This is a genomic window from Mesorhizobium sp. B2-4-13, assembly GCF_006658535.1.
Classification (GTDB): domain Bacteria; phylum Pseudomonadota; class Alphaproteobacteria; order Rhizobiales; family Rhizobiaceae; genus Mesorhizobium; species Mesorhizobium australicum.
In genome coordinates this window covers 286,754-311,946 of the sequence record NZ_VFVB01000004.1, presented here as the reverse complement: position 1 = coordinate 311,946, position 25,193 = coordinate 286,754, and the positions used below count along the sequence as shown (strand labels likewise).

Annotated in this window: 23 protein-coding genes, 1 tRNA gene and 3 pseudogenes; 11 read left to right on the top strand and 16 right to left on the bottom strand. The window is 61.3% G+C overall.

Annotated features, from left to right (window positions below):
* Positions 1–52: 52 nt before the first annotated feature.
* Entirely contained in the window at positions 53–1,516 is a 1,464-nt protein-coding gene (locus tag FJ936_RS13440; protein ID WP_141906645.1) for a hypothetical protein, read from the bottom strand.
* Between the two features lie 894 nt (positions 1,517–2,410).
* Here FJ936_RS13440 and FJ936_RS13435 point away from each other — a divergent pair.
* The 3 genes and pseudogenes from FJ936_RS13435 to FJ936_RS13425 form a co-directional block, all read left to right on the top strand.
* Entirely contained in the window at positions 2,411–2,869 is a 459-nt protein-coding gene (locus FJ936_RS13435) for a MucR family transcriptional regulator (protein ID WP_141906644.1), read from the top strand.
* Positions 2,870–3,310: 441 nt separating this feature from the next.
* Positions 3,311–3,535, top strand: coding sequence for a helix-turn-helix domain-containing protein (locus FJ936_RS13430; protein WP_141906643.1), 225 nt, complete (start codon positions 3,311–3,313; stop codon positions 3,533–3,535).
* Positions 3,536–3,654: 119 nt separating this feature from the next.
* Positions 3,655–3,813, top strand: a pseudogene (locus FJ936_RS13425) (JAB domain-containing protein); the annotation flags it as partial.
* 154 nt (positions 3,814–3,967) lie between these two features.
* Here the strand turns inward: FJ936_RS13425 and FJ936_RS13420 are convergent.
* Positions 3,968–4,468, bottom strand: a complete 501-nt coding sequence (locus FJ936_RS13420) for a hypothetical protein (RefSeq protein WP_246680463.1) — start codon at positions 4,466–4,468, stop codon at positions 3,968–3,970.
* A gap of 175 nt (positions 4,469–4,643) precedes the next feature.
* Complete coding sequence (tig, locus tag FJ936_RS13415; protein WP_140791036.1) at positions 4,644–6,128, bottom strand: trigger factor; 1,485 nt, start codon at positions 6,126–6,128, stop codon at positions 4,644–4,646.
* 360 nt (positions 6,129–6,488) lie between these two features.
* Between tig and FJ936_RS13410 the strand changes: the two genes are divergently transcribed.
* Positions 6,489–6,571 (top strand) — tRNA-Leu (locus FJ936_RS13410).
* 111 nt (positions 6,572–6,682) lie between these two features.
* On the opposite strand, the gene FJ936_RS13405 is transcribed toward FJ936_RS13410, so the two are convergent.
* Complete coding sequence (locus FJ936_RS13405; RefSeq protein ID WP_140661128.1) at positions 6,683–7,267, bottom strand: GDYXXLXY domain-containing protein; 585 nt, start codon at positions 7,265–7,267, stop codon at positions 6,683–6,685.
* Positions 7,264–8,382, bottom strand: a complete 1,119-nt coding sequence (locus tag FJ936_RS13400; protein ID WP_140791038.1) for a DUF2157 domain-containing protein — start codon at positions 8,380–8,382, stop codon at positions 7,264–7,266. The genes FJ936_RS13405 and FJ936_RS13400 overlap by 4 nt, the downstream gene beginning before the upstream one ends.
* Positions 8,383–8,618: 236 nt before the next feature.
* Between FJ936_RS13400 and FJ936_RS13395 the strand changes: the two genes are divergently transcribed.
* The 5 genes and pseudogenes from FJ936_RS13395 to FJ936_RS13375 all read left to right on the top strand — a co-directional run bounded on the left by FJ936_RS13395 (position 8,619) and on the right by FJ936_RS13375 (position 11,604).
* Positions 8,619–8,759, top strand: a complete 141-nt coding sequence (locus FJ936_RS13395; protein ID WP_140791040.1) for a DUF1127 domain-containing protein — start codon at positions 8,619–8,621, stop codon at positions 8,757–8,759.
* Between the two features lie 49 nt (positions 8,760–8,808).
* Positions 8,809–8,949 (top strand): DUF1127 domain-containing protein, encoded by a 141-nt coding sequence (locus FJ936_RS13390; protein ID WP_013531314.1) that lies wholly within the window; start codon positions 8,809–8,811, stop codon positions 8,947–8,949.
* A 571-nt stretch (positions 8,950–9,520) separates the two neighbouring features.
* On the top strand, positions 9,521–10,933 hold the full coding sequence (trmFO, locus tag FJ936_RS13385) for a methylenetetrahydrofolate--tRNA-(uracil(54)-C(5))-methyltransferase (FADH(2)-oxidizing) TrmFO (RefSeq protein WP_141906642.1): 1,413 nt from the start codon (positions 9,521–9,523) through the stop codon (positions 10,931–10,933).
* A gap of 71 nt (positions 10,934–11,004) precedes the next feature.
* Positions 11,005–11,307, top strand: coding sequence for a type II toxin-antitoxin system ParD family antitoxin (locus tag FJ936_RS13380; protein ID WP_015317549.1), 303 nt, complete (start codon positions 11,005–11,007; stop codon positions 11,305–11,307).
* Positions 11,279–11,604: pseudogene (locus FJ936_RS13375) on the top strand (type II toxin-antitoxin system RelE/ParE family toxin). The gene FJ936_RS13380 and the pseudogene FJ936_RS13375 overlap by 29 nt, the downstream one beginning before the upstream one ends.
* An 8-nt stretch (positions 11,605–11,612) precedes the next feature.
* Here FJ936_RS13375 and FJ936_RS13370 read toward each other — a convergent pair.
* The 6 genes and pseudogenes from FJ936_RS13370 to yajC all read right to left on the bottom strand — a co-directional run bounded on the left by FJ936_RS13370 (position 11,613) and on the right by yajC (position 17,288).
* Positions 11,613–12,558: pseudogene (locus tag FJ936_RS13370) on the bottom strand (sterol desaturase family protein).
* Positions 12,558–12,992, bottom strand: a complete 435-nt coding sequence (locus FJ936_RS13365; RefSeq protein ID WP_140616091.1) for a hypothetical protein — start codon at positions 12,990–12,992, stop codon at positions 12,558–12,560. Before FJ936_RS13365 ends, FJ936_RS13370 begins: the two are co-directional and overlap by 1 nt.
* Before the next feature lie 84 nt (positions 12,993–13,076).
* Positions 13,077–13,925 (bottom strand): phytoene/squalene synthase family protein, encoded by an 849-nt coding sequence (locus FJ936_RS13360; RefSeq protein ID WP_140791044.1) that lies wholly within the window; start codon positions 13,923–13,925, stop codon positions 13,077–13,079.
* 1 nt (position 13,926) lies between these two features.
* The gene (locus tag FJ936_RS13355) at positions 13,927–14,319 is read right to left on the bottom strand and encodes an Mth938-like domain-containing protein (protein ID WP_015317544.1); all 393 of its coding nucleotides are present in this window, start codon (positions 14,317–14,319) and stop codon (positions 13,927–13,929) included.
* A gap of 26 nt (positions 14,320–14,345) precedes the next feature.
* Positions 14,346–16,895, bottom strand: a complete 2,550-nt coding sequence (gene secDF, locus FJ936_RS13350; RefSeq protein WP_015317543.1) for a protein translocase subunit SecDF — start codon at positions 16,893–16,895, stop codon at positions 14,346–14,348.
* A 51-nt stretch (positions 16,896–16,946) separates the two neighbouring features.
* Positions 16,947–17,288: a preprotein translocase subunit YajC gene (yajC, locus tag FJ936_RS13345; protein WP_010909882.1), complete on the bottom strand. Its 342-nt coding sequence runs from the start codon at positions 17,286–17,288 to the stop codon at positions 16,947–16,949.
* Between the two features lie 291 nt (positions 17,289–17,579).
* Here yajC and FJ936_RS13340 point away from each other — a divergent pair, with 291 nt between their 5' ends.
* Entirely contained in the window at positions 17,580–18,455 is an 876-nt protein-coding gene (locus tag FJ936_RS13340; RefSeq protein WP_140821919.1) for an ATP-binding protein, read from the top strand.
* A 39-nt stretch (positions 18,456–18,494) separates the two neighbouring features.
* Here FJ936_RS13340 and FJ936_RS13335 read toward each other — a convergent pair whose 3' ends face one another.
* Positions 18,495–19,316 (bottom strand): AraC family transcriptional regulator, encoded by an 822-nt coding sequence (locus FJ936_RS13335; protein ID WP_140791048.1) that lies wholly within the window; start codon positions 19,314–19,316, stop codon positions 18,495–18,497.
* A 115-nt stretch (positions 19,317–19,431) separates the two neighbouring features.
* On the opposite strand from FJ936_RS13335, the gene FJ936_RS13330 reads away from it, so the two are divergent.
* Positions 19,432–20,328 (top strand): NAD-dependent epimerase/dehydratase family protein, encoded by an 897-nt coding sequence (locus FJ936_RS13330; RefSeq protein WP_141906732.1) that lies wholly within the window; start codon positions 19,432–19,434, stop codon positions 20,326–20,328.
* 103 nt (positions 20,329–20,431) lie between these two features.
* Here the strand turns inward: FJ936_RS13330 and FJ936_RS13325 are convergent, their stop codons facing one another.
* The 4 genes from FJ936_RS13325 to serS all read right to left on the bottom strand — a co-directional run bounded on the left by FJ936_RS13325 (position 20,432) and on the right by serS (position 25,111).
* On the bottom strand, positions 20,432–21,964 hold the full coding sequence (locus tag FJ936_RS13325) for a peptidoglycan DD-metalloendopeptidase family protein (protein ID WP_140791050.1): 1,533 nt from the start codon (positions 21,962–21,964) through the stop codon (positions 20,432–20,434).
* 164 nt (positions 21,965–22,128) lie between these two features.
* Positions 22,129–22,788: a protein-L-isoaspartate(D-aspartate) O-methyltransferase gene (locus tag FJ936_RS13320; RefSeq protein ID WP_015317538.1), complete on the bottom strand. Its 660-nt coding sequence runs from the start codon at positions 22,786–22,788 to the stop codon at positions 22,129–22,131.
* Positions 22,785–23,543 (bottom strand): 5'/3'-nucleotidase SurE, encoded by a 759-nt coding sequence (surE, locus tag FJ936_RS13315; protein ID WP_140661118.1) that lies wholly within the window; start codon positions 23,541–23,543, stop codon positions 22,785–22,787. Before surE ends, FJ936_RS13320 begins: the two co-directional genes overlap by 4 nt.
* The gene (gene serS / locus FJ936_RS13310) at positions 23,543–25,111 is read right to left on the bottom strand and encodes a serine--tRNA ligase (protein ID WP_140791052.1); all 1,569 of its coding nucleotides are present in this window, start codon (positions 25,109–25,111) and stop codon (positions 23,543–23,545) included. Before serS ends, surE begins: the two co-directional genes overlap by 1 nt.
* Between the last annotated feature and the right edge of the window lie 82 nt (positions 25,112–25,193).

The following is a 25,193-nucleotide window of genomic DNA, read 5'->3' as shown; positions in this document are numbered from 1 at the left end:
GCCTGACCGAGCGCTGGCGGTGCGTTGCCAGCACCACGGCCTCTGCCCGCGGTCAGTCGGGCTTGCGGAAAGTCGTGAATGCGCCAGGTTCTGCTTGTGATGCGCGCCTTACTTGATCGGCCAGGAGCGCGATTATCGCGAGATCGGCCGCTTTGTCGTCTTTCAGCAGGCCCTGGCCCGTCTGTTTTCGGCTATCGAGCATTTGATGGAGCGTGGTTCGTTGGGAACCAATGTTTTTCGGCCCGTCGAGTGCAGCTAGGACGGCGGTGGTAATTGTCGTCTGAACATTGTCGAACCGCGCCGGCAAAAAGTGTTTGGTGAGCAGGTCCGACAGTTGACCGCCTTCATTGATCTGCACAAACCCTAGCGAGTCAGGCCATTTCACCCCGGGGGCGATCTCTGCCCCATTGGAGAAGTTGTGGCAGCCGCCGCAAGTCATTGCTCCCATGCGATTCAGAACCTGCTCAGGGGTGACGCCGCATCGATCTACCTTGGCGTCCGCGAGGGTGCGCGCAATCCCTGCGATTGTGGGCGTGTTGGCTGCATTTACTGCTGGATTGTCGCTGTCGGCTGCTGCGCTTTCGACGGCATAGTACTGATCATCGATGTCGACGCCGAGGTTGTCGATCAGCGTTTCTCCGGACGATGACTGCAGTAAGGCAGTGCGGTCCGTATTGATCAGTTGCCACACGTTCCGATTGACGAAGTCGTTGCCAAACTGCCCGGAAATCCGGTTGTAAGTCTCAGTCGGCAGGGCGGCTGCTGGGGTCCCGCCGAAGAATGCCGGCACCGGAGTTTCGTTGACGGGTGTGTTGCGGAAGACTGGGACCCCTGCCTCGTTGGGTGCAATTTCCCATTGCATGAGGTGCCAAATGAAAGCCTGCGGGTCGGGTATGAACGCGTTGGCGCGCACCTGTCCGTCAGGAAGGCCGTAGTGCTGGTAGTGCACCACCGGCTCAAACTTTACTGTCCCACCGTCAACCACACCGCCGTCATAGTAGAACGCTGCGAGCTTGGTCGCAGCGTCTTGGTCGCTCATACCACTCAGACCATTCCAGAACGTTGCGACTTCTTTACACCCTTCCTTCGATCCATGGGGATCAGCGTTCGGAAGCGCGGCCTCAAAGATAAGGAAGAAGCGATCGGTGGGAGATGAACTCTTCTTCGCATAGACGATCCGGTACTCACCGCAATTGGCATAACTTGCCGGGGCGAGGTCAAGCCTGTTGAAAAGCCCGACCGGCGTCATGAAATTCGCACTGCTTGGATCGAGCAGACTGGCAGCCGTAAGTGCGGCCTCTTTGGATCGAACTGCGATTGGAAACGTCAACTTGCTGCCTGGATTGAACAACGTGTTCTGCTTGAAGCCGGAGAGCAGCGAATTGAGCAGGTCCTCACGCTCGCCTTTAGATACGGGAGCTGAAGCGTCAACCCTGGATGTCCTGATAATATTGTCGAGGGTCCGGTCCAAAGGAAACTTGGCTAGCACATCCGGCTCTTTGCCGGACGTGAACACCACAGTCCTCATCTGCTCTGGGGACAGCGCCCTGCTTGCCGGCGGCGTGAAGCACTGCTGAGCCGACGTCATGTCGCTACAAAAAAGCGCTATTGCAAATGACAAAAGCGAAGCAGGTCTATTCCAAGCCATTTCCAGCCCCCCAATATTTCAAGTGTTAATTAGCAACCCATGTTTTCTTACCATGACTCCAACCAACTCCATTGACCAGCGATTTTTCCAAGACACTGAACGATCTTATGTATTTTTGTTTACAGACCCCCCTTACTGACTGACCCGGTCAACGCCCGCATTGCTGAGTACGGCATGCCAGTGTCCCGCTTCAACGAATACCACTGATGCGCGCCGACCATCCCCACGCTATTCTGCGCGAGTCGGATTGACTGGAACTTCATATCGGGTGTGCCCCGGCCTGTGGCGAACGTCCGCATAACCGCGCCATCTAAGAACCAGGCGACCCTCCCGCGTAGCGGTTCGTGGATGCAGCGCAAAGCTGCCGTTCAGAACATAACACTAGAGGGTCCGTGCAGATGCTCGCTTTTAGGAATGTGCACGTCCCGGAAATTGAGCCCCCCAAATCATTCAAAACCCGAATCTAATGTCCCACTTTGTCCATAAGCACCCGCAGTTCGGGCTGAGGCGCCACCCAGAAAGTTCGAAAGGCTTCCAGGAACCCCAGCCAAACCGGATGCTGGGCAGGCAACTTCGCTCCGCGAACCTCTTTCGTCTACGGTCGCGAATACTTCTGAAATTTATCATCAAAGGGTTGTCCGAAGTCCGTAATGAATTCTGCGTCCGCTCCACTGCAGTTCGATAGACCGGGGCTTAGGAGGGCGGCTGCGTCGTTGATCATCAGCCCATAGAGAGGGTATAAATCAGACAAAAGGACCATCAATGACCAACGAATCCGACACCCGCCCCGCCGAACTCGCTGAGTTAACAGCCGATATTGTCTCAGCATATGTCAGCAACAATCCATTGCCGGTGCCTGGCTTGCCGGACGTGATAGCATCGGTTCATGCTTCGCTGTCCGGACTCGGCACGCCGATCCCGCCTGTCGTTGAACCGCAAACTCCCGCGGTCAACCCGAAGAGGTCGGTGACGCCGGACTTCATTATCTGCCTCGAAGACGGCAAGAAATTCAAATCCCTGAAGCGCCATCTTAGCACGGAATTCGGCCTGACGCCGGATGCCTATCGCGCCAAATGGAACTTGCCGCACGACTACCCTATGACAGCTCCGAATTACGCGGCTCAGCGCTCGCAACTGGCGAAGTCGATCGGGCTTGGCCGCAAGGCTGAACCCGTCGCAGCAACCAAGAAGGCACCTGCGAAGCGGAAAGCCAAAGCGTAGTCCGCCACCACCTGACGCTACGGAAAGACTCAGCTATGTCTGGAGAGTGGCGGACCTGAAAAGGACCGTCTGGCCGGCGCCATTCGGCAACCTCCCAGCGAGGGCGCCGGCCGACACGCGTCTGGAAAAGCCTTAAATCTCGATCGCCTCATTCCAATTCGTCGACTCCCACGTCAACCCCAAGTACGAACGCGTCGAGGCGACGGTGCCGGAGATAGCCCTCCTCATTTTCCGGCTGGCCGGGTCGACCGGCCTTGCACACTTTGTTGGCAGTTGATCCGATTTCTATCCAGGCATATCCCCTGCTTCTACTTCCCTCGCTCAGGGGCTTTTATTTCCAGTGCACATACCGACTCATGGCCGCGGAACTGCATGATTCAGGGTTTGGGAGCGTGCTTAGCCTGCTGACATGCTTCCGACGTCGCACATTTGGGGAGCCTGATGGACAACAAGAAGTTTTTGACAGCTGAGGAAGTGTCGGAACGCTATCGCGGCAGCATCTCTCTTGGAACGCTGCGAAATTGGCGAGCCAAGAGGATTGGACCGGCGTACGTCAAGCTTGGCAAAGCCGTGTTGTACCCAATTGAGGAACTCGAGACATGGGATCAAAAGAATACAGTGGCGTGCCGTGCATCAAAGCGATCCAGCATGAACGGCGGTGAGTGAGCGTGATTCGTGACGGAGATGCATCCAATACCGCCCCCAGAAGCGGCTCCCAATGCTCCCGGAGTGATGGCACTTTTTCGTTAAATTTCAACAAGGTAGCTTACGGCGAGAGGAAGTTCCACAATCACCCCTCCGGCGACCCGACGCCGTCGCGTGCCGATATCGAGATGACGAAAGAGATCATCGAAGCCGCCAAGCGGCTGGGCATTTCCGTGCATGACCACATCATCATCGGGCGAAAGGGCTATTCCAGCATGAAGGGCCTGCTGCTGATCTAGGTCTTGTATTCGCGAGACGGCAACGCCACGGCGCTGGCGATTATCCTGGCCGGAATTTGAAATCATTCAATTGTGGAAAGAACGATGCTGATGCCGCGCACTCGCGGATCATCTTCCAGTGGCGACAGCCCAAAAGATCGCCACTCTTCTAAAATCAAGGCCGATCGGTCTTGCAGCTGCCGGCAATCTGGCTGACCGCCTCGTCGAAGCCGGCGAGGTCGAAATCGGCTTGGCCACGCCCCGACAACAATCCGAAGCGCCATGACAGCAGCAGGCGGTTTGCCGGAACGAGGCGCTTGATGCCATCGGCGCCGTCGCGCATCAGCTGCCTGCCGCGCGTGCCGACGGACCAGCTCTCGTCAAATTTGCCGGCGCCGTCGATGGTCACCGACATGGTGATTTTCCGGCTGGCGGAGACCGCGTCGTTCAATTGCAGCCATTCGGTCCAGGCCGGTTCGCCGTCAGCCCGGCAAGCGATGGTCAGCACCGGGCTGTAGCTCAGCGCGCCGCCTCCGGTGATCAGTTTGTTGGTGGCATAGACCGACGCCGTGACGAGGCCGTCATTGGCCGTGTCAAAACGCCAATTCTCCGTACCGGCCCCGGCAGCGCCGCAGGCCAAGGCAAGGAAAAGCACCGCGGCGGCAGCGCGCCTCATTCCCACGAACACCCCCAACGACATCACCAATTACCTCTGGTCTTCCAACCAACCAGATAATGATCAAGGCTTCGTATCGCCACCGGTGCCCATCAGGAACGAATCCGATGTTGCAGTTTGGCAACGAAAAAGGCCGCCCGGAGGCGGCCTTTCGGAATTCGCTGCAATGGGTGGCCTATTCGGCGTCCTTGGCGGCCTTCTTTTTCGGCGCGGCCTTTTTCTTCGGCTCTTCCGTCTCGTCAGCGGCATCGCTTGCCTTGGCTTCGGCCTTCTTCGACGCGGCTTTCTTGGCCGGCTTCGCCTTGGCCTTAGTCTCGTCTTCCTCGTCGTCGGCCATCAGCTCTTCCTTGCTGACCTTGACGTCGGTGACCGAGATCTGTTCGAGCAGGTGGTCGACAACCTTCTCCTCGAACATCGGCGCCCTCAGCGCGTTGAGCGCCTCGGGATTGCTGCGATAAAACTCGAAGGCTTCCTGCTGCTGGTTGGCCGGGAAGCGGCGAACCTGCTCGAACAGGCCGCGTTGCAGTTCCTCGTCCGAAACCGTGACGCCGGCCTTCTCGCCGATCTCGGCCAGCACCAGGCCAAGGCGCACGCGGCGCTCGGCAAGGCGCATGTATTCGGCGCGCGCATCTTCCTCGGTCGTCTCTTCGTCGGCGAAGGTGCGGCCAGCGGCTTCCAGGTCGCGGTTGACCTGCGCCCAGATGTTGTTGAACTCGGCTTCGACGAGCTTCGACGGCGCTTCGAACGAATAGGCCGCATCGAGCTGGTCGAGCAGCTGGCGCTTGACCTTCTGGCGCGTCATCGAACCGAACTGGTTCTCGATCTGGCCGCGCACGATGTCACGCAGGCGCTCGAGCGATTCCAGGCCAAGGTTCTTGGCGGTCTCGTCGTTGATTTCGAGGTCGCCGGGCTTCGATACTTCCTTGATGGTGACCTCGAAGGTCGCTTCCTTGCCGGCCAGATGCGCCGCCTGGTAGTTTTCCGGGAAGGTCACGGTGATCTGCTTCTCGTCACCGGCCTTGGCGCCGATCAGTTGATCCTCGAAGCCCGGAATGAACTCCTTGGAGCCCAGCACCAGCGGCTGGTCGTTGCCGGCGCCGCCAGCGAAAGCCTCGCCGTCGATCTTGCCGACATAGTCGATCGTGACGCGGTCGCCTTCGGCGGCCTTGCCGGTCTTCGGCTCGTAGCTGCGCGCCGATTCGGCGACGCGCTTGACCTGGTCGTCGATTTCCGAATCCGGAACGTCGAACACCTGGCGCGTCACCTTGATGTCGGAGAAATCCTTGATCTCGATCGCCGGAATGACCTCATAGTTGAGGCGGAACTCGAAGTCGGCGCCTCCTGCCAGGATCTTCTCGGCTTCCTTCTCGTCCTCGGTCATGATGACCTCGGGCTGCATGGCGGCCTTTTCGCCGCGCCCGGTGATGATCGAGCGGGTCGAGTCGTTGAGGATCTCGTTGACCACTTCGGCCATGAACGACTTGCCATAGACCTTGCGCAGGTGCTGCACCGGCACCTTGCCCGGACGGAAGCCGTTGATGCGGACCTTGTTGCGGGCGTCCGACAGCCGCGCCATCAGCTTGGCTTCCATATCACCGGCCGGCACGGTGATCTTGATCTCGCGCTTGAGACCGGAATTGAGAGTTTCGGTGACCTGCATCGTAAAACCTTTGTTTTCACCAATGAGGCTGCCAAACGGCTCCCTGCCGTTCACAGCCTGCCGGTAATTCTTGCCGGGAATGGCTTTTGGTACGGAACCTGGCGATTTGACCGGAAATACGGCTCAAACTCTCCCAAACTGCGTTCCAAAATGTGAATAAGTTCTTGTTTTTCCTACTTCTTATCACATCTTGTAGAAGCGGATCGTCGCGTTCCGTCACATTTGACACGCCTTTTGTCACAGGCGAGCCTAATTTTCAACAGTCTTCGCGTTTAGGCGAATAACCAACATTCCGGCCCTGAGCCGACATCTTGTCTCCGACATTGACAGAATGATGGCTACATGGGATTGCCGGGCCACGCGGGTATGGCGGAACTGGTAGACGCACCAGATTTAGGTTCTGGCGAGAGATCGTGGGGGTTCGAGTCCCTCTACCCGCACCACTTTTTCGCGCTTTGAGCGTCGGGTGGCAGGTCACCCGGGCTCGCTAGACGAAGGAGCGTCCTGCGAGACCTGGCGAAGAGGACCGGCGTCGTTATCGCGCGTCCCACGACCTAATAGAGCGGCTCCTCGAAAAGCGTCTTGTCGCCATCCATCAGCGCCTTGATCTGCGCCGTGCCGTCGGCGGCGAGCGCCAGCTTGATCCCGAACGGGCGCACCCGCATGTCGCTCTGGATCGCCATCCCCTCGCCTTCGGGCAGATAGAAGCGCTCGATGCCGTAATCCGGGGCGATCGTCATGCCTTCGCCGCGAAGATCCCAACCTGCGGCGACATGGCCCGAAATGTCGGCTTCGTCCGCGGCGGCCGGCGTCGGTGCCGTGCCGAACCAGGCGGCGGTCGGCGTCCAGTAGCCGTCGGCGCCCTTCTTCAGCCGGACCACGATCGAGGTGTCGTCGCTGGACTGTTTGTCGGACGCAATGTTGGCGATCATTTTCACCGGTATGCGCGAGATGTCATAGCCGAGGACGATATAGTCGCCGCGCAGCAAGTCGCGCGGATCGACTGGTTGGATCTTCAGCAGCACTTCCTTGCCGTTACGCAGGATCGCCGCACGGCTGGCAATGATCCAACTGAGAAAACCGAGTTGGACGAGCGCCAGCACCAGCGCCGAGATGACAAGCCTCTTCCCGGTCATCATGCCGTGGCTCCCCCAATGGCCGGACCCTTCATGCGTTTTTCGACGCGGATGATGACGATCGCAAGCACGCCCAGCAGCAGCGCGGCGGCAAGGAAGAAGCCGGCGGTGTCGAGCATCGACTGAAGCGTCACGACATAAATGATGGCGAGTTCGAAGGCGAAGCCGAGATAGGCCAGCCAGCGCAGGCCACGGCTCTCACGGCCTGCGAACACGACTGCCGCGACGATCCCCGCCAATGCGACGACCGAAGCGATGGCGAAACCGCTGTTGTAGGTGCTCTCGTCAGCCAGTTCGAACTGGATGATGGCCAGGCCGGTGAGGAAGCCAAGCAGCGCGTGCAGGGGCAAACGACCGCCGAGTTGCACGATCCTGTCGACCGGTTCCGGCGCAAGGGCGGCAGCAGCAAAAAGCGCGACAGAGACGATGACCAGAGGGATCGCTACCGGCAGTGTCGCGTGATCCATGGCCAGGAGCACCAGATAGAAAAGCAGCGACAGGATGATCAGATGCCGCGCCGGCTGGCTGCGGGTCCAGAACGATACGGCAAACAGCACCACCGCCATGACGACGAAGGCGTGCGGAAACTCGCTACGGCTGTAATAGTCGAACCCTTTCAGGAACAGCCAGGCGTCGGCGATGCCGATCGCTGCCACGGTCAGCGCGTTGGAGCGCAGCACCACCGCCGCCAACGCCGTTCCGGCGCCCCAGGTGACCAGGGCGGAAGCCTCGTCGCCGGACAAATGGTACATCTGCCCGATCAGCGCGATCGAACCGCCGAACGCGGCCGCCGCCACGATCCACAGGGCTTCGCCGATCGCCGCATGGTCGCGCGTCTTCAGCACCGCCCCGCCGACATAGCCGCCAAGGATAACGGCGAACAGCGCGGCCACCCGCGCCAGCCGCGGGATTGCTTCCCAATTGGCGGCGACGAAGATCAGGATGGCCGCTCCAAAGAGCAGGGCCGCCATCATCGCGAGGATCGAGCCAAAGCTGAACGACTTGCGCTCGTTGGCCTCGACATCGCGCGTCAATGCGTCGGCCGTCGGAGCATCGATCAGTCCGGCCTGGAGCCATCGCGCAATGTCCGACCTGACCCGTGTCGAGTAGCCCGCCATGTCCCTCCCCCTCTCCGCCGGGTCATTGTTCAGCCGGACCGGCCAAACCTTTGACACCACGGCGCTTTCTGATTCTGGCTTCTTTGTGTCGGGTCGGTGAAGCCGCGTTAATGTTGCATTGCACAATTTGCATTGCTGCCATGCAGCCATAGCGCTTTTAAATCGATATGGGTCCCCCTACTTATGGTTCGTACACAAACGGAATGATCCGCAAGAAAGACGAAACGAGAACTACCATGAACCTGATCCGCAACTACCGCAACTGGCGCCGCTACTGGGACACCGTCTCCGAGCTGAGCCGCCTGAGCAACCGTGAACTGACCGACCTCGGCATCAGCCGCAGCGACATCCCTTACGTCGCTCGCAAGGCGGTCTAATCCTTCGGGCCGCGAATGGTCCGAACCAGTTTTGAAAAAGAGAACGACAATGAACCTGATCCGCAACTATCGTAACTGGCGCGTTTATCGCGAGACGGTTACCGAGCTGGGTCGCCTTTCGAACCGCCAGCTGCATGATCTCGGTATCGTCCGCGACGAAATCAAGATCATCGCCCGCCAGGCGATCTAACCAAGGAATTTCGCTGGGGTCGACCTCCTCCCCGACCCAAGCGAATTCGGTCCGCCCTTACCTCCTCCCAAGGGTTGACCATCAAAACGGCGCCCGCCGCACCTCCTCCCGCGGCGGGCGTTGTTTGCCCGGGGCAAAAGGATTTTGCCCCAGAGGTTTCGCCCTCTGTAAAAATGCGAAGAGAATTTCGTCAAAGCCGACCTCCTCCCCGGCGATGACGAATAGGCCCAACCTTCACCTCCTCCCGAAGGTTGGCCACCCAAACGGCGCCCGCCGCACTTCCTCCCGCGGCGGGCGCTGTTTCCCCGGGGCAAACGAATTTTGCCCCAGAGGTTTCGCCCTCTTTAAAAATGCGAAGAGAATTTCGTCTGAGCCGATCTCCTCCCCGGCGATGATGAATACGGTCGGCCTTCACCTCCTCCCGAGGGTCGACCCCCAAAACGACACCCGCCGGACCTCCTCCCCCGGCGGGTGTTGTTGTATTCAGGGGCAGGTGTTCCCGACCCAGGCGTTTCGCGTTACCGCCACGCGACAATTGCAATCGCCGCGGCAAGCGATTATTCCGGCGGCCATGAGCAAAAATCCAATCCATATCATCGGCGGCGGCCTCGCCGGTTCCGAGGCGGCATGGCAGGCCGCCGAGGCCGGTGTTCCCGTCATCCTGCATGAAATGCGCCCGGTTCGCGGCACCGATGCCCACAAGACCGATGGCCTGGCCGAACTCGTCTGTTCCAATTCCTTCCGCTCCGACGACGCCGAAAACAACGCCGTCGGCCTGCTGCACGCCGAAATGCGGCTGGCCGGCTCGCTGATCATGAGCGCCGGCGACGCCAACCAGGTGCCCGCAGGCGGCGCGCTGGCCGTCGACCGCGATGGTTTTTCCGACGCAGTGACGAAAAAGCTCGAGGCACATCCGCTGATCACCATCGAGCGCGAGGAAGTTCCCGGCCTGCCGCCGGCGGAGTGGGACCAGACGATCATCGCCACCGGGCCGCTGACCGCGCCGTCGCTTGCCCAGTCGATCGCCGAAGCGACCGGCGCCGATGCGCTCGCTTTCTTCGATGCCATCGCGCCGATCATCCATTTCGACACGATCGACATGGATACCTGCTGGTTCCAGTCGCGCTACGACAAGGTCGGGCCTGGCGGCACCGGCAAGGATTATATCAACTGTCCCATGGACAAGGATCAGTACCTCGCCTTCGTGCAGGCGCTGGTCGACGGCCAGAAGACCGAGTTCAAGCAATGGGAAGGCACGCCCTATTTCGACGGGTGCCTGCCGATCGAGATCATGGCCGAACGCGGCGTCGAGGCGCTGCGCTACGGACCGATGAAGCCGATGGGCCTCACCAATGCGCACAATCCGACGGTGAAGGCCTATGCGGTCGTCCAGTTGCGGCAGGACAATGCGCTGGGGACGCTCTACAACATGGTCGGCTTCCAGACCAAGCTGAAGCACGCCGAACAGGTGCGCGTGTTCCGCACCATTCCGGGCCTCGAAAACGCCGACTTCGCCCGCCTTGGCGGCCTGCACCGCAACACCTACATCAACTCGCCGACCTTGCTCGACGGCTCGCTGCAGCTGAAGTCGCGACCCGGCCTGCGCTTTGCCGGCCAGATCACCGGCTGCGAAGGCTATGTCGAGAGCGCCGCCATCGGCCTGCTCGCCGGGCGCTTCGCCGCGGCCGAGCGGCTTGGCCATGCACCATCGCTACCGCCGCTTACCACCGCCTTCGGCGCGCTGCTCAACCACATCACCGGTGGCCACATCGTTTCCGACGACGAGCCGGGCAAACGCTCTTTCCAGCCGATGAACGTCAATTTCGGCCTGTTCCCGCCGGTCGAGGCGCCGAAGAGCGAGGGCAAGCGCATGCGCGGCAAGGACAAGACCGTCGCCAAGCGCCACGCCATCACCTCGCGTGCCCTGCAAGACTGCCGTGAATGGCTGGGTGTGCCGGCGCAGACGGCTGAGGCTGCCGAATAAGCTCGCGGCCTGATTGGACGCTCGGCGTAAAGTAGGATACTATCCTACTTTACGCCGAGCGGAGTCGTTCCATGGAAGCAGCCGAGAAACTATCCGTCACCGTCACACCCGCGATGGCACGCATGATCCGCGAAAGAGTCGAGGACGGTTCGTTCGGCTCGGCCAGCGAGGTTATCCGCGCAGCTCTTCGCGCTTTCCAACGCGAAGAAGAGGAACACGCCGAGCGCATGGCCTCGATCAGGGCGCGTGTGAAGGCGTCGATCGAGGATACGAGACCCGCCGTTCCGCTCAATGAGGCAATCGACAGAGTAAAGAACCGCATTTCGCAACTGGCGCGAGACAATGATGATTCAGCGTCTCGCCGTCGTTCTTAGTGAAGGAGCTATATCCGACCTCGAGGCTATCGCCGCCTATGTGCTTGAGAGCAGCGGAAGCGAAAGCATCACCAACGGTTTCGTCGACCGGATCAAGGAACGCTGCCTGGGCGTTGGAAACGTCCCTCGTGGCGGTCGCCCGCGTGATGACATCGCGCCGGGACTGAGGACGGTTCCTTTCGAACACTCCGCTGTTATAGCCTACGTGGTCGAAGCGATGTCGTTCACATCGTCAACATCTTCTACGGCGGCCGCGATTACGAAGCGCTGATGCGCGATAGCGACAAGTCCTCTTGATCGGACAGCTACTCGGCCGGCTCGGCGGTCGCTGACGGCAAGCCTGGCTTGCCCGCCTCCGCAGGATTTCGCCTGACATAAGCAGCCTTCAGCGTCTCCGAAGTTTCGCGTGAGCCGTCATGGCTCCAGCCTGGTGGCTTGATCAGGTAGTTCAGTCGTTCGCTCACTGTCAGCCCCGGTGCGAACGCATCCCTGAACATGCCGATCCATTCGTGAAATGCCACCTTCAGCGGGTTGAAAGTGCCGAGATTTTTCACGATGCCGTAGCGCGGCCGGTCCTCTTCCAACTCATCGACGAAGGTACCGAACATCCGGTCCCAGATGATCAGCGTGCCCGCATAGTTGGCGTCGAGATAGCGCGGGTTGGTGGCGTGGTGGACGCGGTGGTGCGAGGGCGTGTTGAAGATCGAACCAGTTCCACATCTTGCCGATCGTCTCGGTGTGGATCCAGAACTGCCAGACCAGGTTGAAACCGAAGGTGAAGGCAATCACCGCCGGATGGAAGCCGAGCAGCACCAGCGGCGCCTGCAGCACGAACATGAAGGTGAACAGGCCGGTCCAGCTTTGCCTGAGCGCCGTCGACAAATTGTAGTGCTGGCTGGAATGATGGTTGACGTGCTCCGCCCACACCCAGCGCACCCGGTGCGCGATGCGGTGGTAGACGTAGTAGCGCAGATCATCGAGCAGGAAGGCCGCCAGGAACACCCAAACCGACAGGCCGAGATTGAAGACTCGGAACTGCCACAGCCACAACAGCGCCCAGTAGGACACGACGCCGAGCAGCAGCCCGGCGACGACGTTGCCGGTGCCCATCATCAGGCTGGTCAGCGTGTCGCGGGTCTCGAACGAGCCCTTGGCGCGACCGGTCCGCACCAGCCAGAGCTCGATCAGGATCGCGGCGACGAAAAACGGAATGGCCAGTTGGGTGACCTGCGGAAACTCGTAGCTGTCCATCACGCTGCCTCCTTCCCGGAACTCGTGCCTCGCGGCCCAAGAGCGTTCAGCAAGGCCTGCACGTCGACGGCATTGGCGAAGCGGAAGCGGCCGCCCTTCCAGGTGAAGTCCGTCAGCCGCAGGTGGATCGTGTCCGTCTCGTCGGCATTGGACACAACGACGTCCCGAGGCGTCACGACGCGGGTCAGAAAGCAGTCGCCGATACCGTGGACGATGCCCGTGCGGCCATGGCCAAGATCGAGAAAAGCGGACCGGCCGTCCGCGGTTAGTCGAACCGCGGTCGCAGTCTCGTCGGGAAAGTCCTCTGCGAAACGGCCCATGGCTTGATCCGCGCCGGTCAGAGTGACCATCTTGCTGCCGCCGGTGAAATGCACGGCGGTAACCGACAGCGCGATGCCCAGAACGACGATCACGACCAGCACGGGCAAGCTCATGAACGGGAATCTCCTCCGGGCCAGCCTGTCGTCTTAGGCGACAGTTCTCGGCAGGCGGACTTCTTAACACGATTGACGTTTACGTCAATGTGTCGGCCAGCCCTTGCCCGCATGGCGCAACAGCAGCCAGTGCCGGCGCAACGCCGACAGCCGTGCCACGCCCCCGAGCGGGGTCCGGCGCGAGCCTTCCATCTTGTCGAGATAAGCGCGTGACAGCGCCAGCGGCAGGAATGCCGGATGCAACGACCCCGGCAGCGCGGCGGCACCCCGCTCGAAGGCGGAAAGATGTTCGCGCGCCAGCGAGATCATCGCGGCCACGGCGCGCTGGGCGCCAGGACCGCCATCGCCGGCAATAAATTCTTCCGGCGACGAGCCCGCGGCCGCCAGGATGTCAGCCGGGACAAAACACTGCCCGCGCCCGCGGTGCAGCGGCAACAGAAGCAAAAGGCCCGTCATTGCCTGCGCGCAACCTGCCCTGCCCGCCAGTTCGGCGAACCTTGGCGCCTCGACAGGATCGAGCACCATTGCCGCAAGCTGGATCAGCGCGGCTGCCGTCTCGCCGCAATAGCCTTCCAGATCGGTGCGCGACGGCATCGGATCGTCGTAGAGATCGAAAATGCGTGCTTCGAGCATGTTCTCAAAGGCCAGTTTCGGCAGCTTGAACGCCGCAATGGTGGTGTTCAAGGCTTCGGCAACGGGATGGCCCGCGCCCGCCTCGCCGCCGGCGGCGATGACATCGCGCCACCATTGCAGCCGGACCTCCCCGGGCAAAGGCTCATGGATGCGGTCACGAATGCCTGATATCTCGGCATTGAATGCGTACAGCGAAAACAGCGCCTTGCGCTTGTCGGCCGGCGCGTAGAGCGCGGTGAGATACCGATCATGGTCGGCGACGCGCACCGCATCCGTGACGATTTCAGTATTCTGCGACATATCAATCGACGGCGATGAGCGCGGCCGCCACGGCGCGGTTTTCAGCCAGAAGGACATTGTAGGTCCGCACTGCTGCCCCAGTCGACATCGGGTCGGACGCTATGCCGGCATCCTTCAGCGCGGCCCGCAGCGCCGCCGGCAACGGCCTGAGATCCCGACCCATGCCAACCAGCAGGATCTCGACCTTGTCGGCCTCGGCGAGCAGCCTGTCGAAATCCGCCACGGTCAGCGCTTGGGGATTTGCCGGCTCCCAACCATGGATGCCTGTGGGCAGGCACATGAGAGAGCCGCGATGCGACATGTCGGCAAAGCGGAAGCCGCCATTGCCATAGGCCTCGATCGGCGCGCGGCCGGGGAAATGCGCCTCGCGGATAATGATGCCTTTGCCGGCCATCACTCTATCACCCTCGGGGCCGCGCGTCAGGTCGCGACGGCCTTGCCGCCGCTGACCGGCTTTTCCTCGTCGGCCGAAGCCTGCGGCCGCAGCTTGAACAGGATGAGCAACGGCGCCGCGATGAAGATCGACGAATACGTGCCGAACACGACGCCGAACAGCATCGCCAGCGTGAAGGAGCGGATCACTTCGCCGCCGAACAGCACCAGCGCCAGCAGCGCCAAGCTGGTCGTCACGGACGTCAGCGTCGTTCTCGACAACGTCTCGTTAATGGCGTTGTTCAACAGCTGCGGCAACGGCATTCGCTTGTATTTTCGCAGATCCTCGCGGACGCGGTCATAGACCACGATCGTGTCGTTCAGCGAATAACCGATAATGGTCAGGATCGCCGCCAGTGACGACTGGTTGAACTCGAGCCCGGTGATGACGAAGAAACCGAGCGTCATGACCACATCGTGCACTGTCGCGACAATGGCGCCGACCGCGAACTGCCATTCGAAGCGGAACCAGACATAGATCAGGATGCCGGCCAGCGCGACGATCATGGCGATCGTGCCTTGCTTGGCCAACTCGCCGGAAACCGTCGGGCCCACCACTTCGACGCGACGGAAATTATACTGATCCTGCAGCTCGCCGCGCACCTTGTCGATCACGGTCTGCTCGGCATTTTCACCGGCATCCTGCGTGCCGACGCGGATCAACACGTCGTTGGGTGCACCGAACTGCTGCACCTGCACTTCGCCGATGTTCAGTTCCGTCAATCGGCTGCGGATGTCACCAATATTGGCATCGCCGCTCTTTGACTGCACCTCGATCAGGGAACCGCCCTTGAAGTCGATGCCGTAATTGATGCCGACGCTCATGAACAACACGACGGACAATATCGACAATGTGCTGGACAGCGCGAACGTCCACCGGCGGATACCCATGAACGGAATTTTCGTGCCCGGCGGAACGAAGGTCACCGGTGCGCGCGGCAGTTCCTTCGGACGTGCGCGGCGTAGCCAGATCGATACCAGCAGGCGGGTGAAGGTGAAAGCGGTGAAGACCGTGGTCAGGATGCCGATGGCATAGGTGATGGCAAAGCCCTTCACGGGTCCGGTACCGAGATAGAACAGCACCACTGTCGCAATCAGCGAGGTGACGTTGGAATCGACGATGGTCGCCAGCGCCTTCGAGAAGCCGGTGTCGATCGCCTGGATCACCGAGCGGCCGGCGCGTCGCTCCTCGCGGATACGCTCGTAGATCAGCACGTTGGAATCGACCGCCATGCCGATGGTCAGCACGATACCGGCAATACCGGGCAAGGTCAGCGTCGCGCCGAGCAGCGACAGCAGCCCGACGATCATAGCCACGTGCACCGCCAGCGCGATATTGGCGAGGAAGCCGAGGAAACCGTAGGCGACGAACATGAATGCCACGACGAGGATCGAACCGATGATGCCCGCGACCTTGCCCGCATGGATCGAATCCTGGCCCAGGCCCGGACCCACGGTACGCTCCTCGATGACCGTCAATGTCGCGGGCAGCGCGCCGGCGCGCAGCAGCACGGCGAGGTCGTTGGCGCTTTGGGCTGTGAAATTGCCGGAGATCTGGCCGGTGCCGCCAAGGATCGGTTCACGGATCTGCGGCGCCGAAATCACCTGGTTGTCGAGGATGATGGCGAACAGCTTGCCGACGTTCTGCGCGGTGGCCTGGCCGAAGCGGGCGGCACCCTTGGAATCGAAGCGGAACGAAACCACCGGCTCGTTGTTCTGCGAATTGTACGTCGCTTGTGCGTCGACGAGGTTTTCACCCGACACGATAACGCGGTTCTCGATCAGGTATGGAACCGGCGGATCGTCCTGGGAATAGAGCACCGACGAACCGGCTGGCGGGCGCCCCTTGAGCGCGTCCTGCACCGGCATCGACTGGTCGACCATCTGGAAGGTCAGCTTCGCGGTCTGGCCGAGAATTTCCTTCAGCCGCTGCGGATCCTGCAGGCCAGGCACCTGGACGAGGATGCGGTCCTCGCCTTGCCGCTGCACGATAGGCTCGGTCGTGCCGAGTTCGTTGACGCGGCGCTCGACCACCTCGATCGATTGTGCCAACGCGGTCGACGTGCGGTATTTGATGCCGGCGTCGGTGACGGTGAACTTGAGCAGGCCCGGCTCGGAATCATCGAGCGCCATTTCCTGGATGGAACCGCCGGTGAACAAGCCGGCGGCGACAGGATCGGTCAAAGTCTTCAATGCCTTCTTGGCGGCATCGAGCTGGGCGGGATCGGTGATGCGGACCTGCAGGGTCTTGCCGGTGCCGGCAAGACCGGTATAGCCGATCTTGGCATCGCGCAGCAGTGTGCGGATTTCGTCGCGCGTCGTCTCCAACCGATCCTTGATCAGATCGTTCTGGTTCATCTCCAGCAGGATGTGCGAACCGCCCTGCAGGTCAAGGCCGAGCGTCATCTGCCGCTTCGGCACCCAACTGGGCAGCTGAGCCAGCGTGCTGGCGGGGAACAGGTTGGGCGCGGCGAGGATCACTGTGGCGGCCACGGCCAGCCAGATCAGGATCATCTTGAAGCGCGAGAAATAAAGCATAGGGCGTCGTCCGTCAGAGCGTGTCCGCGGATCGCTCCGCCTTGAATCTGGTTATTTCTTGGCGTTCTGGTTGGCGACCGGTTCGCCCTTGACTCGCACATCGGCGATCGTCGAGCGCAGCGCCGTCACCTTGGTGCCGCCGCCAAGATCGATCTCCAGCTCGTTGTCGTCGATCACCTTCGTCACCTTGCCGACAAAGCCGCCGCCGGTGACGACAGTGTCGCCGCGACGAACCGCCGCCAGCATCTCGCCGCGCTTCTTCAGCTGCGTGCGCTGCGGGCGGATGATCAGAAAATACATGATCACGAAAATCAGGACAAACGGCAAAATGCTGATGAACATATCGGGAGAGGCGCCGCCGATGCCTTGGGCGTATGCCGGTGTCACGAACATCGAGGTACTCCTGAATTTTGAAAAACAGCCACCAAACGATCAAGCGGGATTTGGCGGCCCCTAGAAATTTGGCCGGAATATAGTCGGTAAAGTTGTCAATGCAACTGCGCGGCCGGGCAAATCGGCTGCTTTTCCGGCCTGTTTAGCCGTGTTAGAGCAGGATCGCGAAAACCGCGAGCCAGTTTTCGGAAAAGATCACGCTCGAACAAATGGTTGCAACCGGTTTCGAAACCGCCGGAATCGAACCGGACCTACCTGCCACCGCAAAAACCGAAGCAAAAAAGACCCGACATGACCGATACCAGCATCGACGCCCTGAACCAGAAACTCGACCGCCTGATCGAGGCGGTCAGCCGCCTCGCGCCGCCGCCGGCGCCTGAAACCGACCTCAACGTGGCCGACTGCTTCGTCTGGCAGGCCGATCCCGGATATCTGGAGCCGGTGCGCAAGGTCAACCGCGTCGATATCGGCCTGATCCGCGGTGTCGACCGCGTCCGCGACATCCTCGTCGACAACACTGAGCGCTTCGCCGCCGGTTTCGCCGCCAACAACGTCCTGTTGTGGGGTGCCCGCGGCATGGGCAAATCGTCGCTGGTCAAAGCCGTACACGCGCAGATCAATGCCAAGGCGAAGCACGGCCTGCCGCTCAAGCTGATAGAAATCCACCGCGAGGACATCGACACGCTGCCGAAGCTGATGGGCCTGCTGAAGGCGGCCCCCTTCCGCGTCATCCTGTTTTGCGACGATCTGTCCTTTGACCATGACGATACGTCCTACAAGTCGCTGAAGGCAGCACTCGAAGGCGGCGTCGAGGGCCGTCCGGCCAACGTCATCTTCTACGCGACCTCGAACCGCCGCCACCTGTTGCCGCGCGACATGATCGACAATGAGCGCTCGACCGCCATCAACCCATCGGAAGCGGTCGAGGAAAAGGTCTCGCTATCCGACCGTTTCGGGCTGTGGCTCGGCTTCCATAAATGCTCGCAGGACGAATATCTCGACATGGTCAACGGCTATGCCAGCCATCATGGCCTCGACATCGACCCCGAGCAGTTGCGCGCCGAAGCGCTGGAATGGGCCACCACACGCGGCAGCCGCTCAGGCCGCGTCGCCTGGCAATTCACCCAGGATCTGGCCGGCAGGCTCGGCAAGCCATTGAAGGATTGAGGCGATGGATCGCGCCGCCAACCCGATCGACCGACCAGGTCATTTGGGCGGCTGCGTCCGTCGCAAATCGCGCGGCGTTTGACCGATCTCGCGGCGCATCCAATGCGCCAGGTGTGACTGGTGCGCGAAGCCCGTCATTTCAGCTACTTCGCTTGTGCTGAGGTCGCCTCGCTGCAGCAGAACGCGTGCGCGTTCAACGCGACGCCGTAACACATAGCGGTGCAAGGTGACGCCCGTCGCCACTTTGAACCATGTCCGCAAATGCGAGCTGCTCGCGCCGGCAACGCGGCTTAGTCGATGAATCGAAAGCGGCTCGTGAAGAGACGCCTCGATGTGCTCCAGCACGCGTTTGAGCTGGGTATCCGACAAACGGTTCGTTCGACCGATATCAGGTTCACCAAGGCCGAGCAGCCTCACCGCCAGTGCGGCGCCAATGCTGTCGGCAAACAAAGGGCCGCTTGGCGAATCTGCATTCAGTTCGCTCTCGAGCGCCCAGGCGAGATGTGCGATGCGCTGGTCGCGAAGCAGGTGGCGCGTGTCGAGCCGCAATGCTTGCCCCTTGCCGCCAAGCTCCGCCACCACCCTTTCCATCAGCGCTGGCTGCAACGCAATCTCGATCGTGTCGAACGGGGTTTCGGCCTCGAAGCCGCCCTCCTGGCCGGCTGGCACCAGGTCGATATCCCCGGCGCGCCTGACGAAATATCGCCCAACCTGATCGCAGTAGGAGCGTGTCGCCGCGCTGGCATGCACCATGATGCGATGGTGTGGAGCCCGGGACAGGCGGTGGACTCCGGCTTCGATATGCCGGGAGGCCATTGTTACATCGGACACGGCTTGAGCCGGAGCGTATTGCGACTGCATGCTCTCTCTCGATTCATGGCAAAACCTGTCCGAGATTTGGCAATTCCCGCGCGATTTTCAATGCCGTCGACCTGTACTCACGCCTCTCCATCAAACTTGGACGAGAGGTTACACCATGAGTTTCTATGTTGTTGTCGGAGCGGGCCCGGTCGGTCGCGAAACCGCTCGCCTTCTTGGCGAGGAAGGACATGATGTCGTTCTCACCAGCCGAAGCGTCGGCTCGAACGCATTGCGGAACGTGCGGCCCATGCAGGCCGATGCTACCGATGCGTCGGAACTCGCGCGTGTCTGCCAAGGCGCCGATGCCATCTTCATGTGCGCCATGGCCACCTATCACAGGTGGCCAACCGATTTTTTCCCCATCATCGACGGCACCGTGCGCGCGGCCGAAGTGGTCGGCGCGAAACTCATCGTGTTGGGCAACCTCTATGGCTATGGGGAAAATGCCGATAGCCCGCTTCGTTCCGACCTGTCCCTGGATCCTACTTCGAAGAAGGGAACGGCCAGGACGATCATGTGGCAGCGAGCCGCCCGTGCCGACGTGCCGGCAATCGAAGTGCGGTCCAGCGACTATCTCGGCCACGGCGCGATCAGCTACTTCTCGCTGGTCGCCCTGCCCTCCATCATCGAAGGGAAGCCTACCGCTTTCATTGGAAACCTCGATGCGACGCATGCCTGGGCCTTCACCAAGGACGTCGCCAGGACGCTGGTCGCGGCTTCCCGCTACACGGGCGAATGGGGACGGGCGTTTCACGTCCCCTCGCAATACGCCTCACCCCGGGAGCTCATCCAGAAAACCGCTGCGATGCTTCGACAGGAGGTCTCGGAAATCCGTTCTTATTCGATTGCCGAGATGGAAGCATTGGGTATGCATGAGCTCATCGAGATGAGCTATCTTTTCGAGAACCCCTTGCTGGTGGATTCTTCCGACGCCGAGGTGCTTCTCGGTATCAAGGCCAGCAGCCTTGAGGTCATGATCGCCGACACGCTGCGTGATCATCTCCGCGCTTGAGGGCCGGCCTTCGACAGAACTGAAAAAGCCCGCTCCTTGCGGAACGGGCTGAGCCGGCGGGCTGGACTGGAGGTCAGGCGGCCCACATATCGCTTTTTTTCTTCTATTCGAGATAGCCTGACGGATCGACCGGGGCGGAGTTCTTGCGCACTTCGAAGTGCAGCTTCGGCGAATCCGTCGTGCCGCTCATGCCTGAGAGCGCGATTTCCTGGCCGCGCTTGACCTTCTGGCCGCGCTGGACCTCGATCGAGCTGGCATGGCCATAGACGGTGACCAGGCCGTTCTCATGGCGCACCAGCACCGTGTTGCCGAATTCCTTGAGGCCGTCGCCGGCATAGATGACAACACCGTTCTCGGCCGCCTTGACCGGCGTGCCCGTGGGCACGGCGATATCGACGCCGTCCTTGCCGGATCCGAAACCGGAGATCACCCGGCCGCGCACCGGCCAGCGCATCTTGCCGATGCCGGTGGCATCGGGTGCCACCGCGTCGTCGTCCTCAGCCTGCTGGATTACCTTGGCGTCCTTCTTCGGCGGCGTGTAGGAGGCCAGCGTTTCCGAAGGCGTGGCCTTTGCCGGGACTTGCGTTGTCGCGGTGGTCACCGGATCGACCTTGGCCGGCTTGGCGCTGGCGACTGTCGCCGTTCCGCCGCCCGGCACCTTCAAGGTCTGGCCGATTTTCAATATGCCGTCCTTCATGCCGTTGGCCTGCTTCAGCGCGACCACGCCGCCGCCGGTCTTTCTGGCAATCGAGGACATCGTGTCACCCGACTGGACCGTATACGTACCGGCGGCGCCGGTTGCCTTGGCCATCTGCGCCGGCTTGGGTTCCTTGGGCTGGTTCGCCGTGGCCGACGCATCGACCTGGGCGGCGGACTTGCCCTCCTTCAGCTTAGGCTGCTGCGGCAGCACCGCCACCTTGTCCGGCGCGCTGGCCGGCAGGTCATGCTTGCCGTCCTTTGCCGGCTTTGCGTCGGCGACCTTCGGCTCGGCCTTGCTCGAATAGGCATAGGCCGGGATGAAGATCTTCTGGCCGGTCTTCAGCCCCTTGGTCGGGCTCAGGCCATTCACCTTCATGATGACATCGGCCGGCACCTTGTAATGCGCCGCCAGGCCGGAAATGGTCTCGCCGTCCCTGACGGTGATTTCGGTCGCGTGCGGCGTGCCTGCCTGGGCCATCCTCGGCTCGTCGGGCTGGGCATTCTTGAAAGGCTTGGCGGCCGGCGCGACAGTGCCAGTCGTCGTCCTGTCGACATGAGGAGCGGGCCGAACCAAGGCCGGCGCCGATGCGACACGCACCGGATTGGCGGCAGGCGCGAGCGCTGGAGCCGGCTGCGCTTGCGCGGAAGCCGGCGGCGGCAAAGGCCGGCTCGAAACCGGATCGAGGCTGGAACGGCTCACCGACTGCGTGTGGCTGCCATCAAGCGGAGCAGCCGAGACGTCGCCCGGATAAGGCTGCACCGCATCCTGCTTGTTGATGATGGCACGTTGATTGTTGGTCGAGGACGTGAAGACGTCGTCGACACTGTTGAACCGCGAAGCCTGGGAACTGCACCCGGCCGCCGCGCCTGCAATCATCAGAACAGCGCAGCCCCGCGCCAGATTGCGACTATTTGTCTTCAAAACACTGAGTTGCATCGCACTAACCCGCACAAACGCTGCACCAACTGGACAGGATTAAAGCGCGTTAATGTTACTGGCCGGTTAACCCATTAGAATCCGACGAAAATTTTCTTAAAACATTTGGGGATGATCAGCGGCACGATGGCGAGCCCGAAAGAGATCCGGCGGCCGGCCGGAAACTAGATAACCGCTGCAATGCTTCGCAGGATCGGCTGCAGCCGCACGAGGCCGATATCCTCGCGCTCGAAACGGCTGCCGACCTTGGTGAGCTTGGCCAGCACCTGCTCGCCCTCCTCCGGCCCGATCGGCGCGATGACGATGCCGCCGCTCGACAATTGGTCGAGCAGGAAGCGCGGCAAACTGTCGAATGCAGCCCAGGCGACGATGCGGTCAAACGGCCCTTCATTGGGCAATCCGTTGGAACCATCGGCCTGCCGCACGATGGCATTGCCGATGCCGAGTGCCTCGAAACGCTGCCTGGCTTGCTCGACCAGCGTCTTGTACCGATCCACGGTCACGATCCGCGCCGCCAGCCGCGACATGACAGCCGATGTGTAGCCGGAACCGGTGCCGATCTCGAGCACGCGGTTTCCCGTTTCAATGGCCAATGCGGCGATCACCGCCGCCTGCAGATCCGCCCCTTCGATCGCTTCGCCGCATTCGATCGGCAGCATGCGGTCCGACCAGGCGATCTGGTGGTATTGCGCTGCCAGGAAGCCGCGTCGCGGCGTTGCCTCGAAAGCCGCGATCAGCGCCTTCGGCACCGTTCCCCTGCCGCGCAGGCGCAGCAGGAAAGCGGCAAATCCTTCGCGATCATCGATTGGAAAGCCCTGATTCATGCAAGCGCCTTGCTCAGTTGGTCACGGATCTCATGCGCGGTAAGGTCAAGCTGCAGCGGCGTCACCGACACCAGCCTGTTGCGCAGGGCAAAGAGATCGGTGCCCTGCTTGCCCTCGACCGGCTCGCGGCCGAAGCGCAGCCAGTAATAAGGCAGGCCGCGCCCGTCGCGGCGCTCGTCGACCCACAGGCTGTGCACCAGCTTGCCCTGCGTGGTGACCACCGTGCCGGCCACTTCCTCGGGAAGGCAGTTGGGAAAATTGACATTGAGCAGGACGCCGTCCGGCAGCGGCGTCGCGACGAGCTTCTTCAGCAGTGCCGGCGCCAGCGCTTCGGTGGTCTCATAGGGGACGACGCGATCCTCGCCGACAGTGCTGTAGCCCTGGCTGAGCGCTATCGACCGGATGCCGAGCAGCGCGCCTTCCATGGCGCCGGCGACGGTACCGGAATAGGTCACGTCGTCGGCGATGTTGGCGCCCGAATTGATGCCGGACAGGATCAGGTCGGGTGCACCGGGCAGGATCTTCTTGACGCCCATGATGACGCAATCGGTCGGCGTGCCGCGCACGGCAAAATGCTTCTCGCCGATTTTCCGCAACCGCAGCGGCTCCGAGATCGACAGCGAATGCGCATAGCCCGACTGGTCCTGTTCCGGCGCCACCACCCAGACATCGTCGGACAGGGTGCGGGCGACGCGCTCGAGCGAGGCCAGGCCCTCGGCATGGATGCCGTCGTCATTGGTCAGAAGAATGCGCATTATTTCGATTCGATCTTTTCCAGGCCGCCCATGTAAGGCCGCAGCACTTCAGGAATGGTTACGCTGCCATCCTCATTCTGATAGTTTTCGATGACAGCTATGAGCGCGCGGCCGACAGCGGTGCCCGAACCGTTCAGCGTATGGACGAAGCGGTTGCCCTTGCCATCCTTGTCCTTGTAACGGGCATCCATGCGGCGCGCCTGGAAATCGCCGCAGACGGAGCAGGACGAGATTTCGCGATAGGCGTTCTGGCCGGGCAACCAGACCTCGATGTCATAGGTCTTGCGCGCGCCAAAACCCATGTCGCCGGTGCAGAGCACCATGGTCCGGAACGGCAGCTCAAGCCGCTTCAAGACTTCCTCGGCGCATTGTGTCATCCGCTCATGCTCGGCGAGTGAGGATTCCTGGTCGGTGATCGAGACCAGCTCGACCTTGTAGAATTGATGCTGGCGCAGCATGCCGCGCGTATCGCGGCCCGCCGAGCCTGCCTCCGAACGAAAGCAGGGCGTCAGCGCCGTGAAGCGCAGCGGCAGCTTTTCATGCGCGGTGATCTCTTCGCGCACCAGGTTGGTAAGCGGCACTTCGGCGGTCGGGATTAACCAAAGTCCCGTTTCTCGTGCCGACTCTTTGCGTTCAAACTCTTTTGCCATTTCGATGAATCGATCGTGAAACGATTCGAAACGCCCTTTTGATGCGTCGAAATGCGTCGCCAAACTATCAAACAGCTCTGAAGTCCAACGAACATCAATACCCCGACCCAAGGCCTGCCGCATCAAATCGTCGAACTTCTTGTTAAATCCACCCAACCAATCATTTTCTTGGCCAAGAGCAGTATTCACACCGGAGAGAGCATTGGTCGAAATTTTGAGGCGCTCATACTCGTTCAATATTGAAAATAGGTCTTCTCGGAATTTTGGAAGTTGACCGGTTCCAAAAAGAACATGATCCCGTACCATCAGAGGCGGCTGAACCTCCTCATAGCCGTGCTCGGTCGTGTGCAGGTCGAGCATGAACTGGCCGATGGCGCGTTCCATCCGCGCCAGGCCACTCCTGAGCACGGTGAAGCGCGATCCCGACAGTTTCGCCGCGCGCTCGAAATCCATCATGCCGAGCGCTTCGCCGATCTCGAAATGCTCCTTCACCCAGTTCGGCCGTGTCGGCACCTTGCCGACGACATGCTTGACGACATTGTCGTGCTCGTCCTTGCCGACCGGCACGTCGTCGAACGGCACATTCGGCAGCACCGCCAGCGCATCGTTCAGCGCCTTGTCGAGCTCGCGCTCGCGCGCCTCGCCGTTCTGGATGAAGGTCTTGATCTCGCCGACTTCGGCCTTGAGTTTCTCGGCAAGGGCGGCATCGCCCGAACGCATGGCGTTGCCGATCTCCTTCGAGGCGGCGTTGCGGCGCTCCTGCCTGGTCTGCAGCTCGGTGACATGTTCGCGCCGCGCCTCGTCCTTGGCGATCAGCCCGTCGACCGTGGACTGCGCCTCATCCGCCGACCACGAGCGCTTGATGAGCGCCTCGACAAGGGCCTTCGGGTTGTCGCGAATCCATTTGATGTCAAGCATGGTGTCCGTCCTCAAGCTGGGTTTGAGGGGCGTAAACCGCATCCTTGATCGATGCAAGATGGGCCGGGCGGCGGTTGTCGTT